General features: G+C 28.4%; 20 protein-coding genes. 4 read left to right on the plus strand and 16 right to left on the minus strand.

The window, feature by feature from the left end; all coding sequences use genetic code 11:
- Window position 1 precedes the first annotated feature (1 nt).
- The 9 genes from ACH5BF_RS04380 to glmS all read right to left on the minus strand — a co-directional run bounded on the left by ACH5BF_RS04380 (window position 2) and on the right by glmS (window position 8,466).
- Window positions 2-817: a 50S ribosomal protein L11 methyltransferase gene (locus ACH5BF_RS04380; protein ID WP_423272955.1), complete on the minus strand. Its 816-nt coding sequence runs from the start codon at window positions 815-817 to the stop codon at window positions 2-4.
- Between the two features lie 90 nt (window positions 818-907).
- Entirely contained in the window at window positions 908-1,840 is a 933-nt protein-coding gene (locus tag ACH5BF_RS04385; protein ID WP_423272956.1) for a tRNA dihydrouridine synthase, read from the minus strand.
- Window positions 1,840-2,853: a hypothetical protein gene (locus ACH5BF_RS04390; protein WP_423272957.1), complete on the minus strand. Its 1,014-nt coding sequence runs from the start codon at window positions 2,851-2,853 to the stop codon at window positions 1,840-1,842. Before ACH5BF_RS04390 ends, ACH5BF_RS04385 begins: the two co-directional genes overlap by 1 nt.
- Window positions 2,854-2,868: 15 nt before the next feature.
- A complete protein-coding gene (gene dksA / locus ACH5BF_RS04395) occupies window positions 2,869-3,222 on the minus strand; it encodes an RNA polymerase-binding protein DksA (protein WP_423272958.1) in 354 nt (117 codons plus the stop codon).
- Between the two features lie 58 nt (window positions 3,223-3,280).
- Window positions 3,281-3,739, minus strand: a complete 459-nt coding sequence (locus tag ACH5BF_RS04400; protein ID WP_423272959.1) for a 23S rRNA (pseudouridine(1915)-N(3))-methyltransferase RlmH — start codon at window positions 3,737-3,739, stop codon at window positions 3,281-3,283.
- A gap of 10 nt (window positions 3,740-3,749) precedes the next feature.
- The gene (locus tag ACH5BF_RS04405; protein ID WP_423272960.1) at window positions 3,750-4,358 is read right to left on the minus strand and encodes a thiamine phosphate synthase; all 609 of its coding nucleotides are present in this window, start codon (window positions 4,356-4,358) and stop codon (window positions 3,750-3,752) included.
- Window positions 4,358-5,227: an acetyl-CoA carboxylase, carboxyltransferase subunit beta gene (gene accD, locus ACH5BF_RS04410; RefSeq protein WP_423272961.1), complete on the minus strand. Its 870-nt coding sequence runs from the start codon at window positions 5,225-5,227 to the stop codon at window positions 4,358-4,360. Before accD ends, ACH5BF_RS04405 begins: the two co-directional genes overlap by 1 nt.
- 18 nt (window positions 5,228-5,245) lie before the next feature.
- A complete protein-coding gene (gene metK, locus ACH5BF_RS04415; protein ID WP_423272963.1) occupies window positions 5,246-6,454 on the minus strand; it encodes a methionine adenosyltransferase in 1,209 nt (402 codons plus the stop codon).
- A gap of 212 nt (window positions 6,455-6,666) precedes the next feature.
- The gene (gene glmS / locus ACH5BF_RS04420; protein ID WP_423272964.1) at window positions 6,667-8,466 is read right to left on the minus strand and encodes a glutamine--fructose-6-phosphate transaminase (isomerizing); all 1,800 of its coding nucleotides are present in this window, start codon (window positions 8,464-8,466) and stop codon (window positions 6,667-6,669) included.
- Window positions 8,467-8,595: 129 nt separating this feature from the next.
- On the opposite strand from glmS, the gene ACH5BF_RS04425 reads away from it, so the two are divergent.
- Window positions 8,596-9,207: a YkgJ family cysteine cluster protein gene (locus ACH5BF_RS04425; protein ID WP_423272965.1), complete on the plus strand. Its 612-nt coding sequence runs from the start codon at window positions 8,596-8,598 to the stop codon at window positions 9,205-9,207.
- Here the strand turns inward: ACH5BF_RS04425 and ACH5BF_RS04430 are convergent.
- Window positions 9,188-9,961 carry an inositol monophosphatase family protein gene (locus tag ACH5BF_RS04430; RefSeq protein WP_423272966.1) on the minus strand — a complete coding sequence of 258 codons (774 nt, stop codon included), beginning with the start codon at window positions 9,959-9,961 and terminating at the stop codon, window positions 9,188-9,190. The genes ACH5BF_RS04425 and ACH5BF_RS04430 overlap by 20 nt on opposite strands.
- Before the next feature lie 256 nt (window positions 9,962-10,217).
- Between ACH5BF_RS04430 and ACH5BF_RS04435 the strand changes: the two genes are divergently transcribed.
- Both ACH5BF_RS04435 and ACH5BF_RS04440 read left to right on the plus strand, forming a co-directional pair.
- A complete protein-coding gene (locus ACH5BF_RS04435) occupies window positions 10,218-10,832 on the plus strand; it encodes a chemotaxis protein CheC (RefSeq protein ID WP_423272967.1) in 615 nt (204 codons plus the stop codon).
- 2 nt (window positions 10,833-10,834) lie between these two features.
- Complete coding sequence (locus ACH5BF_RS04440) at window positions 10,835-12,340, plus strand: PAS domain-containing sensor histidine kinase (RefSeq protein WP_423272968.1); 1,506 nt, start codon at window positions 10,835-10,837, stop codon at window positions 12,338-12,340.
- Window positions 12,341-12,457: 117 nt separating this feature from the next.
- Here ACH5BF_RS04440 and groL read toward each other — a convergent pair whose 3' ends face one another.
- The 6 genes from groL to ACH5BF_RS04470 all read right to left on the minus strand — a co-directional run bounded on the left by groL (window position 12,458) and on the right by ACH5BF_RS04470 (window position 16,434).
- Entirely contained in the window at window positions 12,458-14,092 is a 1,635-nt protein-coding gene (gene groL / locus ACH5BF_RS04445) for a chaperonin GroEL (protein WP_423272970.1), read from the minus strand.
- Between the two features lies 1 nt (window position 14,093).
- Window positions 14,094-14,351 (minus strand): co-chaperone GroES, encoded by a 258-nt coding sequence (gene groES / locus ACH5BF_RS04450; RefSeq protein WP_423272972.1) that lies wholly within the window; start codon window positions 14,349-14,351, stop codon window positions 14,094-14,096.
- A gap of 142 nt (window positions 14,352-14,493) precedes the next feature.
- The gene (locus ACH5BF_RS04455) at window positions 14,494-15,354 is read right to left on the minus strand and encodes a polyprenyl synthetase family protein (RefSeq protein WP_423272973.1); all 861 of its coding nucleotides are present in this window, start codon (window positions 15,352-15,354) and stop codon (window positions 14,494-14,496) included.
- 2 nt (window positions 15,355-15,356) lie between these two features.
- Entirely contained in the window at window positions 15,357-15,677 is a 321-nt protein-coding gene (locus ACH5BF_RS04460; RefSeq protein WP_423272975.1) for a YbaB/EbfC family nucleoid-associated protein, read from the minus strand.
- On the minus strand, window positions 15,670-16,053 hold the full coding sequence (gene panD / locus ACH5BF_RS04465) for an aspartate 1-decarboxylase (protein ID WP_423272977.1): 384 nt from the start codon (window positions 16,051-16,053) through the stop codon (window positions 15,670-15,672). The genes ACH5BF_RS04460 and panD overlap by 8 nt, the downstream gene beginning before the upstream one ends.
- An 18-nt stretch (window positions 16,054-16,071) precedes the next feature.
- Window positions 16,072-16,434 carry a (2Fe-2S) ferredoxin domain-containing protein gene (locus ACH5BF_RS04470; protein ID WP_423272978.1) on the minus strand — a complete coding sequence of 121 codons (363 nt, stop codon included), beginning with the start codon at window positions 16,432-16,434 and terminating at the stop codon, window positions 16,072-16,074.
- Window positions 16,435-16,583: 149 nt separating this feature from the next.
- On the opposite strand from ACH5BF_RS04470, the gene ACH5BF_RS04475 reads away from it, so the two are divergent.
- Complete coding sequence (locus ACH5BF_RS04475) at window positions 16,584-17,105, plus strand: peptidylprolyl isomerase (protein ID WP_423272980.1); 522 nt, start codon at window positions 16,584-16,586, stop codon at window positions 17,103-17,105.

Below are 17,105 nucleotides of genomic sequence, written 5' to 3' on the forward strand. Positions count from 1 at the left end.
ACTATGACTCCTTATTTTTGTAAACTATTGTAACCCATTCATTTTTATGGATTAACTCTATTTGCTCTAAATCTTTAAATCTATTTTGAACTCTAGCAAGGTGCTTATCTAAAATACCTGAAATTATTAAAATACCTTTTTCATTTAAACATTTCTTTAAGTCACCAGCAATCATACTTAATACATCAGCAACAATATTTGCTATTACTACATCATATTTTTTTGAAGCATTATTTGCAGAACCTACCCATGAAGAGTTAAAACTTACACCATTTAAATCAAAATTTGATTTTGTATCTTTAATACATACTTCATCTGTATCACAAATATCAACTATACACTCTTTTTTAGCTGCAGCTACTGCTAATATACCACTACCTGTTCCTACATCAAGAACAGTTTGCTTACTTTGCACATATTTATCAATAGCTTCTACACAAGATGAAGTTGTTTCATGATGACCTGAACCAAATGATAAAGCAGGATCAATTATAATATCTATTTTATCTTCATTCTTTTCTTCCCATGAAGGTCTAATAAAATAGTTACCTATCTCAACAGATTTAACTGATTCTTGATACTGTTTTATCCAGTCAATATTCTCTTTTTCTAAACATTGTGTTTCACATTTTGTATCTAAAGCTTCTGCAAACTTTAAGATACCTAATTCAACATCACTTAAATCATTTTCACTTCTAGCAATTAAAGTGCCATCAAGCTCTTCAATAGCTTCATTAGTTAAAGAACTAAGTAAGTCTAAAAAAAGTTCATAATTTTTTTCTGGTTTAATTGTTAATTCATAATAATTATCAGACAAATATATCCTTTGTACTTTATACGATTTAGATTATCTTGCGTATAAATAGGATATTTTATCTAAATAATTTTTTGAATATAATTAAGAGTCTTAAAAGAAGTTCTCTATCATATCTCTCATTACAGTTTTATCTGAAACTCGATTTATAATATCTCTAAATTCATGGGCACCTTTGTACCCTTTTGAGTAAGAATGTAAAAGCTTTCTAAACATTAAAGCACCATGTTCACCATGGAATTTTAAAGTAGAATCAAAATGCTCTAATATAATCTCTTTTTTCTTTTCTTCAGAAATATCTTCTATTCCATGTTTTAATTGATAAAAAATCCATGGTTTTCCAATAGCACCTCTACCAATCATTACACCTTTTGCATTAGTGTATTCTAAAACCTCTTTAGCTTTTTCATAATCTTTAATATCACCATTAGCAATTACAGGAATTGATACTGCTTCTACCATAGCTTTAATTGCATCATAATCAACAGGAGCTTTATATTTACCTGCTCTTGTTCTACCATGAACAGCCATATAGTCAACACCACATGCTTCAACTGCCTTTGCAATCTCAACAGGGATTTTCTCATTTACACCAATTCTAACTTTTGCAGTTGTATATTGTTTTTTTGAGTACTTTTTAACAGTTGTCAAAATCTCTTCTAATTTTTTTAAATCACCTAAAAGATTTGAACCTGATCCATGATTAAATACTTTAGGTGCAGGACACCCACAGTTTAAATCAATACCATCAATTCCTTCAATATCATTAAGTATTTCTACTGCATCTCTTACAAGTTCAGGTTTATTTCCAGCAATTTGAACAATGTAAGGATCTTCAGTTGGAGATTTTTCAATCATTCTTAAAGTTTTTTCTGATTTATATACAAGAGCATTAGAAGAAATCATTTCAGATATTGTTATATCTGCACCAAATTTTTTAACAACTGACCTAAATGGTAAATCTGTATAACCTGCTAGTGGAGCTAATACCACTAGAGGTTTAGTAAAATCAATTTTATTTTTCATTATTTATAAGATATAGACTCTAAATCGTAGTGTTTACCAGCGTCTTTTAACTCTAGTAAAGCTTTAAATGCAGTAAATTCATCATCTGCTGTTGGAGCAATAACATCTCTTACTTTATCAATCATTTCGTATTCAAATAATACATGTAAGTAAGCAGATGTAGCTTCGTCAATTTCAGAAGAAAGTTTTTCAAATAAATCAATGATTTGATCTGGTTGTAAAATAGCTTCATAGTTTTTAGCTAAAGACATGTAATCTTCTTTAGTATAATCTAAATCTTTTACTATTTTTAAAATTTCTTCACTCGTAAATCCAAACTCGTTGTTAGCAGCATCTTTTTCAAAAAGTCTTTTTGCTAAATGCTTATCAAGTTTAATGTTTTTATAGATTTTTTTAACTGTTGTCATACTTTTATCTTCAAGTACTTTTTCAAAAGCAGCTTTAACTACATTATCAGAGTAGTTTTCACTCTTTTTAACAACATCAACAGCAAAATCTGGTTGTTCGTTAACTTTATTAATTAAATTTCTATTAGTAATAGATGAAACTTCACTAAATTTAACATTTTTATCAACTACATGTTTACCAGCATTAATATCTTGAATTGCTGCTACAACATTGTTTAACTCTTCATCAGTAGATGAAAATGTTTTATCTTTAACACTAAATTGAAATTGGTTAAGAATAGAAGATAGGTTTCTGAAACCTTTTGTTTTAAATCTTTTATTAAAACTTTTTTCTAATAAATTTGATTTAATCATATTTATCATTGTTTCATGATCTTTATCAATAGCTCTTTGTTTAAATACATTTAATAAACCATAGAACACAATATGTCCTATTGTTGCAATAAATAATAGTGCCATTGGAACTATAATCCAAACTGCAACTGGTAATGTAAGTGCAATATCAAGTACAGTTACTTTATAATTCCCTAACTCTAAACTAAATACATAACCGTAAACTGCTATGATAAATATTACAGAAAAAACAACATATTTCTTAAAACCCATCTTTAATCCTTTTTACTATTTTTCTACTTCGTAAATCTCTCTACAAGGTGTACAAAACTTCGCGAATGGTTTTGCTCTTAATCTTCCAATGGCAATTGATTCATCACACATTTCACAAACACCATAAGTTCCCTTTTGAATTCTCTTTAGTGCATCTTCAATCTCTTCAAGCTCTTTAATTTGTTGATTGGCAATAATACCCTCTTTGAAACTATCACTAGAAACTTCAGCATAATCAAACTCATCATTACATTCAGAATTTTTTAAAGAGTTGATACTCTCTCTACTATCGTTAATACTATTTGTAATTAACTCTTTTCTCTCTAGTAAAGTCTGTTTTAATTCCTCAATCTGTTTTGTGTTCGCCACTTGATATACCCTTATTTTTAAATTTTGAAATTATACAAAAATTCATATAACATATAAATTATTTATGATATGGATGATTATGATTTATACTCAATGCTCTAAAGATTTGTTCCCCCAAAACAACATTTGCTACTTTATGTGCCATTGTCAAATCACTTAAAGATATTATACTATCACATTTCTTTAGAAACTCTCTTTGAAAACCATATGCGCCACCAATAAAAAAGTTTATTTCATTTTTACCCTCTAAAAGGTTAGCAAATTTGTAAGAATCAACTTTTTTACCCAGAACATCCAATGCAATATTATGACCTTTTAGTAAAGGTTCATATACATCACTATAGGCTTGTTGAGCCTCTTTTTCTCCAATATTTTGAGCCTTTGCTATAGTTTTATTAAAAATATAGTGAAGCTCAACCTTTGCATATTTTGAAGACATTTTATTAAATTCATTAACTAATTTATCAAATTCATCTTTTGAAGGTTTAGCAATTGTATAAATATTTATTTTTTGCAAAAGTAACCTTTTATATAGAGTATATAGCTGAACCAACTACATTAAAAGCAACATTATCAATCTCATCTTCAATTTTAACGCCACCTATTGCACAAACAGGATGTTTTGATATTTTTGCTAGATAAGAGATTTTATCACCTAAAACTGTTGATACATCTTTAGTACTAGTATTTTTATATGCCCCTAAACCAATCATATCCAAGTTTAAATCATTTGCTTCAAGGATTTCTATCTCATTATGAGTAGATAAACCTAAAAGCTTATTTCCGATTTTTTTTCTAATTAGTTTAATGGCTATTTTTTTATCTGAATGTACTTTATCAAAATCTTCTTGCCCTAAATGTAAACCATCTGCAAACTCTATTAAATCTATTTTATCATTAATGATAATTGGAATATTTAAATTCTGTTTTAAATATTTTAGATTTTGTATTTGTATAGAGTTAGAAGATATTTTATCTCTGTATTGAATTAGTTTTACATCCAATTTTTTACAAATTTCAATAAAATTTTCAAGATTTAAAGATTTTTTTTGTAGTGTTTCAAAATCACACAAAATATATAGAAGGTTTGAAGCATTAAGTTTAAAACCTAATGCTTCTTCAAAATTACTCATCATTAGTTAGCAATTTTCTCTTTTTGAAACATAGTAAGTAAATCAGATAATGTTTTTTTCATTTCACTTCTATTTACTACCATATCAATAGAACCTTTTTCAAGTAAGAACTCAGCTCTTTGGAAACCTTCTGGTAAGTCAGCACCAATTGTTTGCTTAATAACTCTTTGACCAGCAAATCCAATTAAAGCACCTGGTTCTGCCATAATAATATCACCTAAAAATGCAAATGATGCAGAAACACCACCCATTGTAGGGTCAGTTAATATTGAGATATAAGGAAGTTTAGCATGGTCTAATCTTTTAAGTGCTGCTGATGTTTTAGCCATTTGCATTAAAGCAAACGTAGACTCTTGCATTCTAGCACCACCTGAAGCAGAAACAATTATTAAACCTTGATGTTTTTCAATTGCTCTATCAACAGCTCTTACTATTTTTTCACCTTCAACAGAACCTAAAGAACCACCCATAAATGAGAAATCAAATACAACGATTTGTACAGGAGTTTCATTTATAGTTGCTTCACCACTTACTACAGAGGATGTTCTACCAGTTTTCTTTTCAGCTTGTTCTACTCTTTTTTTATAAGAAGTTTTATCTACAAATTTTAAAGGATCATTTGGTTTTAAATCTGCGTCAAATTCAACAAAACTATCTTTATCAGTTAGTATTTCAATTCTTCTTTTTGCACCAACTCTCATATGAAAGTTACATTTTGGACAAATATTATCTTGATTCTCTACCTCTTTAAAAAACATTAAAGAATTACACTCAGGACACTTAACCCAGTGACTTGGTGCATCTTTTTTAGTAGGTTGTTCTTTTGAACTACTATCAAAAGAAATTTTGCTAAATAAATTCTTTAAATCCATATTAACCCTTTTTGTAAATTATAAGTTTTTAAATTTGTCTAATTCGTCTAGTTTTTCCCAAGGATAATCACTTTGACCAACTTGACCTCTTGATGCAACATCTGCATAAAGGAAAGTTTGTGCGCTTGGTTTATCTAAATCAAATTTTTCTGTTATCCATCTTGGAGTTAAAGAGAAGTTCTCCATAACAAACGAAGATAACTTATCATCATCATATTTTGTATATGTACCATATGTATCAACAGCAACAGATGTAGGTTTAGCAACACCAATTGCATATGAAATTTGAACTAAAGCTTTAGTTGCAAGACCAGCTGCAACAATATGTTTTGCTAACCATCTAGCTGCATACAATCCACTTCTGTCAACTTTAGTATAATCTTTAGAACTTTGAGCTCCACCACCAATTGGTGCATATCCACCAAATGAATCAACAATTAATTTTCTACCTGTTAATCCACTATCATGTAAAGATGAGTGATTTACATATCTTCCTGTTGGATTGATATGAATAATAGTTTCATCTTTATTATACATAGATGTTGGAAGTCCTGTATCATCAATTAAACCTTGAATTAATGCTCTTACTTCATCTATTGGCATACCTTCAACAGAAGGTGCACTTACAACTATAGTATGAATTTTTTGTGGTTTACAATTCTCAAAATTCTCTTTTGTTCCATAATCAACTGTTACTTGTGTCTTAATATCAACTCCAAGTTTATGATTATGTTTTAATGCATAATTATACACTTTATCACATAACATTCTTGCATATGTAATAGCTGCTGGCATATAATCAGCTGTCTCTGTTGAGGCAAAACCAAACATAATTCCTTGGTCACCTGCACCAATTTCTCCAGTTTCTTGATCAACCCCTTGATTAATATCAGGTGATTGTTGATTTAATAGAACCTGTACTTCTACATCATCTGGGTGTAAACATTGTTCTTTAGTAAATGACGATTTACCGTCATAACCAATTTTAGCTAAAGCGTCAAGTACAATCTTTTTATAATCTTCATCTGATAATTTACAGTTTGATTTTACTTCTCCACCAATTGCAATATGTTTACCCGCTACAAATACTTCCGATGCAACTCTACTTTGTGAATCTTCAATAATTAATTTATCAACAATTGAGTCGGCAATAATATCTGCACACTTATCAGGGTGTCCAGGGCTTACAACTTCACTTGTAAATAAATATTGTGTCTTGTTTTCCATTTTTGTTTTCCATCCTTTTGTTTTCCAAAGACTAAAGTCTCATTGTTTTCCATTCTTTTGTTTTCCATTTTTGTTTTCCAACTGCGTTTAAAGTTAAAAAATTTATAAAAATAAAAATAAAAGTTTGAATTTTCTTAATTACATTAATTAAATTGTAAAAAAGTAGTAAATTTTATCTAAAATATTCTTTTATATGTGTAAAGTAGAATTTTTTATTCTACTGTTACACTTTTTGCAAGGTTTCTAGGCATGTCTACATCATTACCTAGTCTAATAGATATTTCCATAGAAAGAAGTTGTAAAGCTACTAGCATTTCAAAAAATTCTAGCATATAATGATCAGTTTTTTCAGTTTTTATAAAATCATCTGCAAGTTCAAAATCAAGTGGTGATACAGCACAAATAGTACTATCTCTTGCACTTAACTCTTCAACATTAGATTTAATTTTGTCATACAATAAATTTTGAGGCATTAATGCAATTGTAAATAGTTCAGGGTCCGCTAAAGCAATAGGACCATGTTTCATTTCACCTGCTGGATAACCTTCTGCATGTAAATAAGAAATCTCTTTAAGCTTTAGTGCTCCTTCTAATGCTAATGGGAAGAATACATCTCTACCAATAAAAAAGAATCCGTGACCATGTAAATATCTTTTAGACAATCTTTTAGTTTTTTCATGAATTTTATCATTTACAATTAATGATTTTGGAACTTCTCTTAATGCATGAATCTCATTTTGTAAAACATCATTTTCTATCACATTCTTTTGTTTTGCGAAATATAAAGCTAACATCCATAAAACTACAGTTTGAGTTGAGAAAGCTTTAGTTGAAGCTACACCTTTTTCAATTCCTGCTCTTGTAAGTATTTTATAATCTGCAACTCTTGTCATTGATGAATTATCAACATTACATACAACAAGTGATTTAAGACCAGCATTTTTAGCCATCTTTAATGCTTCTAAAGTATCTGCTGTTTCCCCACTTTGCGAGATTACAATAAATAAAGTATCATCAGTTAATAATGGTTCTTTATATCTAAACTCACTTGCTATTTCTACATTACATTTAACTTTTGAAAGTCTTTCAAATAAATAAGCTGAAGTCATACCTGCATGATAAGAAGTACCACAAGCACAGATTTTAATCTCTTTAATTCCTTCAATAATTGAAGCATCTATTTCATCAAAGAAAATTTCTTCATCTTTTACACGACCTAGCATACAATCACTTACAACATCACTTTGCTCATAAATCTCTTTTTCCATAAAGAATCTAAATCCATCTTTTTGAGCAAATTGTTTAGAAGTTGGAAGTGTTGACCATGAATAGTCATCACTAAAGAATTCAATATTATCTGCTGTTGCAATTCCGCCAACACCATCTTCTAAATAAACTACATCATTTGCTAAACCAATTAATGGTGCATCTGAAGAAGCAAATAATACTTCTTTATCCTCATTTCCTTTAGCAATAATTAAAGGACTTCCATGTTTAAAGAAGAATATTTTTGAAGGGTCAGCTTTTGTGATTAAAAGAATTGAAAAAGCTCCTTCTAATCTTTCAATTGTACTTTGAAAAGCTTTTGTTGTATCATCTAACTGGTTATTGTAGTTTTCAAATAAGTGTACAATTACTTCTGTATCTGTTTGAGATACAAACTTATGTCCTTTTTCAATTAACTCTTCTTTTAATTCTTTGTAGTTTTCAATTATTCCATTATGAACTACATAAGAGTATTCACCTAAATGTGGATGTGCGTTTAATTCTGTTGGTTTTCCATGAGTTGCCCATCTTGTATGACCAATTCCTATTTCATAACTATCATTTGCTGATTTAACTTTTTCTCTTAAATTGTTTAATTTACCCAATGCCTTAAAAACATCAATTTTATCTTGTTTTAAAAGTGCAATTCCTGCTGAATCATACCCTCTGTATTCTAGTTCTTTTAAACCATCTAATAAAATCTCTTTTGTGTTTTGTTTACCTATGTAACCAACAATTCCGCACATGTATTACCTTTGTTAAGTGAAAATATATCGTGTGATTATATTTAAGTATTACTAAAAAAGGCCTTTGATAACAGTATAACTTATTAAATAATTTAGAATTTCGTAATTTTTTTTTGATAGAATAAAAATATGAAACAATTTATTGATACAACAAATAACTATTTTACTTTTTCTTCTTGTGAATCTTGTGAAGCAAATTGCTGTGATGGAAGAAAAGGAACAGTTTTTTCTCAAATCATATTATCAGATTTTGAAGAAATATATGAAAACTATCCAATACTATTTATATTTGGTGAATTAGGATATTTAAAACCTGTAATAATCTTAACAAATGGTAAAGACTTTTGTCCTCATCTAAAAGACTTTAGATGTTCAATTTATGAAAAAAGATCTTCAATTTGTAGAACTTATCCTTTAAGTGCAAATATTGACAATAAAATTTATATAGATACTTTATGTCCTGCTGTAAGTAAGGATAAAAAGAATTCATTAATAGTTGAAGATTCAAAAGCAAATAAAAACTTTTTTGTTTCTATTCTTGATAACTATCAAGATAAATATATAGATACCTTTAATGAATTTGATAAGTTTAATAAAAAAGATAATTTAGAGTACTGTATTACAATAAAAGGAATAGAATTTTTTAAATATACAAAAGAGACTGATAATAAATATATGAAGATGCACCAAAAATCATTGGTACATCTTCAAAATACTTATTTTAAAGATTTAAATTCTTAATTAACTCTTCATGAATATGGCTATTTGAAGCAACTATATACTTATCTTCAAATAGTGTATATTCATTACCATTTATATTAGAAACCTTACCACCTGCTTCTTGTAAAATAATAAGACCTGCACTTACGTCCCAAGCTTTTAAGTTCATTTCATAATATCCTTCATAAGTTCCTCTTGCAACATAACATAAATCAATTGCAGCAGAACCTAACCTTCTAATATCTTGACATTTAGGTAAAATATCTTTAATCTTTTTAATAACATCATTTAAATCATTTTCACAAGTTCCGCTTGTATAAGGAAAACCTGTTGATAAAAGAGCTTTTTGAAAACTACTTTCATTTGATACTTCTATTTTTTGACCATTTAAAAAAGCACCTTTTGAAACTTCAGCTGTATATAATTCATCTAATATTGGATTATATACTACTCCAATATATGGCTTTTTATTTTTATAAACTCCAACAGAAATACAAGTATGTGGCACTTGATTCACAAAATTTGTTGTTCCATCAATAGGATCAATTATAATAGAATTGTTAAATTCAATATTATTATTATCAGACTCTTCAGCAATGATATTAAAATCTTTAAACTCTAAAGAAAACTTTTCTTTTAAAAAATTCTCAACAGCTACATCATATTTTGTAACTAAATCTTTCTTACCTTTAAAATTTACATCTTTGTTTTTATAGTATCCTTCTTTTAAAATCACCGATGCATCTTTTATTATTTCTACTAATTTTTCAATCATTACTACTCTTTAAATTTTTTTTTAATTCTATCAAATATTCATTAAGTTTCAATAATAAGCTTTTATATAAAAATGTTATAATTAAAATTGGCTTTTTTTTAATTAATAGTTTTTTTTCATAAACTTTTTGTATAATAAGTTAAAGCCAATATAAAATAAGTTATTTAGAAAAGTTTTGACTATTTAAAATGCCCTTTAAAAAGTATCACTTAGACATAATAACAAATAAATTATATAAAAATAAGAAGATAAAAGAATGAATAATATTAGTTTAAATGAAGATGAAAGAGACTGTTTACAAGAATTAATGAATATTGCATATGGTTCAGCTAGTAGTGCAATTGCAGATATAATCGATGCTTTTGCTACTTTAGCAATTCCAAATATAAATATTATAAATGTTTGTGAATTAAAACCATACTTAAATAAGCAGTTAAATAACAAAGAACACTTTGTATCATCACAACTAATAAATGGTGATTTCCAAGGTGAAAACTTATTTATTATTGATAGAGAATCTGCACTGAATCTTTCAGGAGAATTTGATTTAATTGATGATGAGAATTTAACAGATGAAGAAATAAGTGATATTATCCTTGAAATTACAAATATATTATCTTCTACAACTATTAGCTCATTAATAGAAGAGATGGACTCTTATGCTTCTTTCTCTCCTCCAAGTATTACTTTAATAAATAATGCTTCACAACTTGAAGACAATTTAATTGAGCAATATCAGCAAGTGATAATAATATCAACTGAATTAAATTTTGCAGAGCAAAATATTTTTGGACATTTATTAATGCTTGCTACAGATGAATCTATTTTACATATAAAAAGAACAATAAATAAAATTTTAGATGAGTATTAATCATGTTTGAAAATCAATTTAATTTAATATGTGAAACTATCAACAGCGGTATTCTAATCCTTGACAAAGACTTAAATGTAAAGTTTTGGAATAGATGGATGGAGATTCAAACAAAAATTAAATCAGAAGATATTAAAGACAAAAATCTTTTAGATTTTTATGAAAATATAAATGAAAAAATATTATCAAGAAAAATAAAAACAACACTAAGGTTAAACTCTTCTACATTTTATAATAGTGAGCAAATAAACTATTTATTTGATATAAAATTAAATAAAATTGCTGATTCTGTATTTTACAATATGCAACAAAGTATTACTATTTCTCCTTTTGATTTAGAAAAAGAGTTAGTTGTAGTTTATGTATACGATACTACTTTATTAAGAGAAACAAACTATAAGCTAAAAAAATCTAAAAAAGAGTTAGAAGAAAAAAATGAAGAGTTCCAAAGAATGATTGATGCCTTAACAGAAGGCTTAATTATTTCAGATGAAAATGGAAACTGTGAAATTGTAAATAAACATGGAAAAGAACTTCTAAAAATTGATATTGAAGATTTAAAAAATAAAAACCTTTTAGATTTTGTTTGTGAAAATAGTAAAGACTTAGTAAAAAGAAATTTAGCTTCTGATGATATCAGAACTTATGAAGTTTATATCAGAAAAACAGATGATACTTATTTTCCTGCGATTGTAAGTGGTCAAGCAATAATACTTGATAATCAAAAGAAAAGAATCTCAACAATTGTAGATATAAGTAATTTAAAAGAGAAAGATAGACTTATTACTAGACAAGCTAAATTAGCTGATATGGGACAAATGATAGCTAATATTGCCCATCAATGGAGACAACCTCTAAGTCTAATCTCTACAACAGCTAGTGGTCTTAAACTATATCAAGAACTAAATAAACTAGATGAAGAAACATTAAATGATTCATTAGATCAGATCATGAGAACAACTGCTCATTTATCTCAAACAATTGATGACTTTAAAAACTTTATAAAAGATGATAAACAAAAAACTGTTTTTGATTTAAATGAGATTATAAAAAAAGATTTAACTTTACTTGAAGGGATTATAAAAACTTCACATATTGAAATTATCATTAATAAAAAAGATGAAGATATAATCATGAAGGGTTATCCAAATGAATTGACACAAGCAATAGTAAATATAATTACTAATGCAAAAGATGCCTTAGAAGAAAGAAATATAAATGAAAGATTTATTTTTATTGAACTTGAAAAAGTAAATAACTATGGATACTTAAGAATATATGATAATGCAAATGGTTTAGATAATGATATCATAGATAGAGTTTTTGAGCCATATTTTACAACTAAACATAAGTCTCAAGGAACAGGTCTTGGGCTATTTATGACACACAGAATTATCAAAGATAGTATGGATGGTTCAATTGTGGTTAATAATCTTAATTTCAATTATAAAGGAAAAGATTATAAAGGTGCTTGCTTTATAATTGAATTGCCTTTACATAAAATCTAATAAAAAAAAGGGGAAGTAAAACTTACTTCCCCTTTTTTATTTTAATACTTAATTTTTCTAAACTAAATATTTAAGATGAAAACACTAAAAAAGCCTAAAAGCTTTTTTAGTTATGTTTTACATCATACCAGGCATACCCATTCCACCCATATCAGGCATTGCTGGAGCAGCTGGTTTGTCTTCTTTTACGTCAGTAACAGTTGCTTCTGTTGTTAATAATAATGATGCAACAGATACAGCATTTTGCATTGCAACTCTTTCAACTTTAGCAGGGTCTACAATACCAGCTTCGAACATATCTACATACTCACCAGTTGCAGCATTAAATCCAAAGTTTTCGTTATCAGCTTTTTCTACTTCATTTACAACAACACCTGCATCAAAACCAGCATTTGAAGCAATTTGTTTCATTGGTGCTTTAATTGCTCTTAAAACAATATCAGCTCCAATAGCTTCATCACCATCTAACTCTAAAGATACTTTAGCAGCAGCTCTAATTAATGCAGCTCCACCACCAATTACGATACCTTCTTCAACAGCAGCTCTAGTTGCAGATAATGCATCATCCACTCTGTCTTTTTTCTCTTTCATTTCTGTTTCAGTAGCAGCACCTACTTTAATAACTGCAACACCACCAGAAAGTTTTGCTAATCTTTCTTGTAATTTTTCTTTATCGTACTCAGAAGTTGTATTTTCAATCTCAGCCTTGATTTGGTTAACTCTATTAGCTACCATATCAGCAGAACCAGTACCATCAACGATAGTAGTGTTATCTTTATCAATTACAACTCTAGCAGCAGTTCCTAAGCAAGAGAATTCAGCAGTTTCAAGTTTCATTCCCATTTCTTCAGAAATTACAGTACCATTTGTTAATACAGCGATGTCTTCTAACATTGCTTTTCTTCTATCACCAAATCCTGGAGCTTTAACAGCAGCAATATTTAAAGAACCTCTTAATCTATTTACAACTAATGTAGCTAATGCTTCACCATCAACATCTTCAGCAATAATTAATAAAGGTCTACCAGCTTGGTTAACTGATTCTAAGATTGGTAACATCTCTTTTAAGTTAGAGATTTTTTTGTCATATAAAAGAATAAATGGATTTTCCATTTCAGTTGTCATTTTTTCAGTATTTGTTACAAAGTAAGGAGATAAATATCCTCTATCAAACTGCATACCTTCAACTACGTCTAATTCATCAGAAATACCCTTAGCTTCTTCAACAGTGATAACACCATCTTTTCCAACTTTATCCATAGCTTCAGCAATCATAGAACCAATAGCTTTGTCAGAGTTAGCAGAAATAGTAGCAACTTGCTCGATTTCAGTTTTATTAGCAACAACTTTAGATGATGCTTTTAAGTTTGCTAAAATAGCTTCAGCAGCTTTATCCATACCTCTTTTTAGAGAAATAGGATTTGCACCAGCTGTAACATTTCTTAATCCCTCTTTGAAAATTGAGTGAGCTAAAACTGTAGCAGTAGTTGTACCATCACCAGCCTCATCAGCAGTTTTTGAAGCAACTTCTTTTACTAATTGAGCACCCATGTTTTCTAATGTATCAGAAAGTTCAATCTCTCTTGCAACTGATACACCATCTTTTGTAATATTTGGAGCACCGAAAGATTTTTGTAATAATACATTTCTTCCTCTTGGTCCCATTGTAACTTTAACAGCATCTGCTAATTTTTCAACACCTGTATATAATTTATTTCTTGCATTATCACTAAATGAAATCTCTTTTGCCATCTTACATAACTCCTATAATATTTTCAATATCTAATACTAAATAATCTTCACCATCTAAAGTGAATTCAGTTCCTCTGAACTGTTCAAATACAACAGTATCACCCTCTTTTAATTCAGTTACTTCTGAACCAATTGCTTTAACTGTAGCTGTGTTTGGTTTTTCTTTTGCAGAATCTACAAGGATAATTCCACTTGCAGTTTTTTCTTCTACTTGCGTTCTTTGTACTAAAACTCTTTTACCTAGTGGTTTAAAATTCATAGTATTTCCTTTTATTAAGTTTTATTATAATTAATATTTGTACTTTTAGCACTCTTATTTTTTAAGTGCTAAAATTTTATAAAATTTTTGATTAATTGTCAAGTACTTTGAGTTAAATTGACTAAGAGTTTTTTAAAAACCCTTATTTATGCCTATTTATGTACTTTAAAAGTAGTTCTTCTAGAGAGCTTTTTAAGTTATTATCTAAAGTTTCAAGTGTTTTTTCACACTTAATTGCTAATTTATCTGCTGCTTTTCTTGCACCATCAAGTCCAAGTAAATTTACGAAAGAATTTTTAGCTTGGTCATTTTGAGTTGTTTTCCCAGCCTCTTCTTCACTACAAGTTTCATCTATAATATCATCTTGAATTTGGAAAAGTAAACCTAAATCAATACCAAAGTTATAAAGCTTTTCTTGAATTTCTAAATCGTATTCACTAATAATTGCACCCATTTTTAAAGATGCAGCAATTAATTTAGCTGTTTTATGAATATGTAAAAACTCTAATTGTTCTAGTTCTAGCTTTTGGTTTTCAAATTGACAATCAATTGCTTGTCCAATAATCATACCATTTATTCCACCATCACAACTAAGCGTTTTAATTAACTCAATTTTTACATCATTATGTAAAGCAGCATTTGAAATCTGTTTAAAAGCTTCTGTGTTTAAAGCATCACCAACTAAAATAGCTGTAACCTCATTATATTTTTTATGAAGTGTTTGAAAACCTCTTCTTAAATCAGCATCATCCATTGATGGTAAATCATCATGTACAAGTGAATAAGTATGTAGCATTTCAAGACCTAAAGCTACTGGCATACTATTATCTAATAAAAGTGATTTATTTGATTTTACAACTGAAAGTAAAAGCATTGGTCTAAATCTTTTACCACCTGCTTGAAGCATATCCCCTAAAGCATTTTCAAAATGAGGATGAAATGTATTTGATTTCGGAAGATTACTTAATAAGTAATCTTCAAATTTGTCTAAAAGTTCTTTCATATTTACTTTTGGCCAAATGGATTCATACCACCCATCATATTCATAGCCATCATTTTTTTATTTTCGTCAGATTGTTTAATTACATCATTCATAGCAGAGATTAATAGAATTTGTAATGAGTCTTTATCTTCAAGTAATGAATCATCAATTTGTAAATCAATTACCTCTGAATTTCCATTAATTGAGATTTCAACCATTCCTCCACCAGCTTTTGATGTAAAAACTCTAGAAGCATTCTCTTCTTTTGCATTATCTGCCATATCTTGAACTTGCTTCATCATTGCATTTAAATCAAGATTTTTTAAATCAATACCATCAAACATGATCAGATCCTACAAGTTCATTTGTAATCATATCAATATTATTTTTTTCATCAACAATTACAACAGTTGGTTTATAATCTTCTAATTCATCTTCATTGTAAGATGCATAAGCAATTACAATAATTTTATCACCAATTTCTACTTTTCTAGCAGCTGCACCATTTAGACACATATCTCTGCTTCCAGCCTTACCTTTAATAACGTAAGTTTGAAATCTTTCACCATTATTGATATTAACAATATCAACTTTTTGACCAACTCTTAAATGAGAAGCTTGCATTAACTCCTCATCAATTGTAATTGATCCAACATAGTTTAAATTAGCATCTGTAACAGTTGCTCTATGAATTTTACTATATAGCATATCAAATGTCATATATTTAATTCCTCTTTTTTAACTTCCTAAATTAACTGGTTTACCCCAGTACTGTTCGGGCATCAAGTACTCTTCAACAGGGCTTCCACCTAGTATATGTTCTTCAATTATTCTATCTATTTTTTCCTTAGATAACTGACAGTACATATGATGTCCTGGCTCTACTAACATAACAGGTCCCATTTGACATCTTCCTAAACATGATGTTCTTACAACCTGTACAGGCCCCATCAATCCTTTTTGCATCATACTTTGAGCAGTATGATTGAATAAATCTCTTGTATTTTCATTTACACATGAAGGTTTTGGCATTCCAGGAGGAGATGCTTGTTCACACTTAAATATATAAAATGTCGGTTGTGGGATTGATGGCATAGACATTATTTTTCCTTTTTTATTTCGCATTTTACAATAAATCAGCGAATTTTAACACTTTTTTTTTAAATTTTAATAAAAATTAAATTTTAATTTTTTTTTAAACCTAACATAATATACTAATTTCCTACAAAATAAAATTATAAGGGTTGAATATGAAAAGAATTCTATTTATTCTTTGTTCATTCGTGTTACTTTTAGAAGCAGCTAATCCAATTGCTGTTTTTAAGACAACTAAAGGGTCTTTTGAAATTGAATTAAGACCAGATCTTGCACCAAAAGCAGTTGAAAATTTCGTTACTCATGCTAAAAATGGTTACTACAATGGTTTAATTTTTCATAGAGTTATTAAAAACTTTATGATTCAAGGTGGTGATCCAACAGGAACTGGTAGAAGAGGAGAATCAATTTGGGGAAAACCTTTTGAAGATGAATTCTCACCTAAAGCCTTATTTGATAAACCTGGTATTTTAGCAATGGCAAATGCAGGAAGAAATACTAATGGAAGTCAATTTTTCGTAACTACAGTTCCAACTTACTGGTTAAACGGTAGACATACAATTTTTGGTTATGTTATTAAAGGTTTTGATATTGTAAAAAGTATTGAAAGTGTTCCAACACAAAGAGGGAACAAACCTTTAGTTGATCAAAAAATAGAATCAATTACAATCAAATAG

The organism is Arcobacter pernae, from assembly GCF_049472135.1.
In the GTDB taxonomy this organism is placed as follows: domain Bacteria; phylum Campylobacterota; class Campylobacteria; order Campylobacterales; family Arcobacteraceae; genus Arcobacter_B.

Bases quoted from the DNA above. Each gene is read 5' to 3' on its own strand.
- ACH5BF_RS04460 (WP_423272975.1), bottom strand. From the start codon at position 15,677: ATGTTTGATGGTATTGATTTAAAAAATCTTGATTTAAATGCAATGATG.
- glmS (WP_423272964.1), bottom strand. From the start codon at position 8,466: ATGTGCGGAATTGTTGGTTACATAGGTAAACAAAACACAAAAGAGATT.
- ACH5BF_RS04440 (WP_423272968.1), top strand. From the start codon at position 10,835: ATGTTTGAAAATCAATTTAATTTAATATGTGAAACTATCAACAGCGGT.
- ACH5BF_RS04470 (WP_423272978.1), bottom strand. From the start codon at position 16,434: ATGTCTATGCCATCAATCCCACAACCGACATTTTATATATTTAAGTGT.
- ACH5BF_RS04405 (WP_423272960.1), bottom strand. From the start codon at position 4,358: ATGATGAGTAATTTTGAAGAAGCATTAGGTTTTAAACTTAATGCTTCA.
- ACH5BF_RS04435 (WP_423272967.1), top strand. From the start codon at position 10,218: ATGAATAATATTAGTTTAAATGAAGATGAAAGAGACTGTTTACAAGAA.
- ACH5BF_RS04425 (WP_423272965.1), top strand. From the start codon at position 8,596: ATGAAACAATTTATTGATACAACAAATAACTATTTTACTTTTTCTTCT.
- accD (WP_423272961.1), bottom strand. From the start codon at position 5,227: ATGGATTTAAAGAATTTATTTAGCAAAATTTCTTTTGATAGTAGTTCA.
- ACH5BF_RS04430 (WP_423272966.1), bottom strand. From the start codon at position 9,961: ATGATTGAAAAATTAGTAGAAATAATAAAAGATGCATCGGTGATTTTA.
- ACH5BF_RS04455 (WP_423272973.1), bottom strand. From the start codon at position 15,354: ATGAAAGAACTTTTAGACAAATTTGAAGATTACTTATTAAGTAATCTT.
- ACH5BF_RS04385 (WP_423272956.1), bottom strand. From the start codon at position 1,840: ATGAAAAATAAAATTGATTTTACTAAACCTCTAGTGGTATTAGCTCCA.
- ACH5BF_RS04390 (WP_423272957.1), bottom strand. From the start codon at position 2,853: ATGGGTTTTAAGAAATATGTTGTTTTTTCTGTAATATTTATCATAGCA.
- groL (WP_423272970.1), bottom strand. From the start codon at position 14,092: ATGGCAAAAGAGATTTCATTTAGTGATAATGCAAGAAATAAATTATAT.
- groES (WP_423272972.1), bottom strand. From the start codon at position 14,351: ATGAATTTTAAACCACTAGGTAAAAGAGTTTTAGTACAAAGAACGCAA.
- panD (WP_423272977.1), bottom strand. From the start codon at position 16,053: ATGACATTTGATATGCTATATAGTAAAATTCATAGAGCAACTGTTACA.
- ACH5BF_RS04475 (WP_423272980.1), top strand. From the start codon at position 16,584: ATGAAAAGAATTCTATTTATTCTTTGTTCATTCGTGTTACTTTTAGAA.
- metK (WP_423272963.1), bottom strand. From the start codon at position 6,454: ATGGAAAACAAGACACAATATTTATTTACAAGTGAAGTTGTAAGCCCT.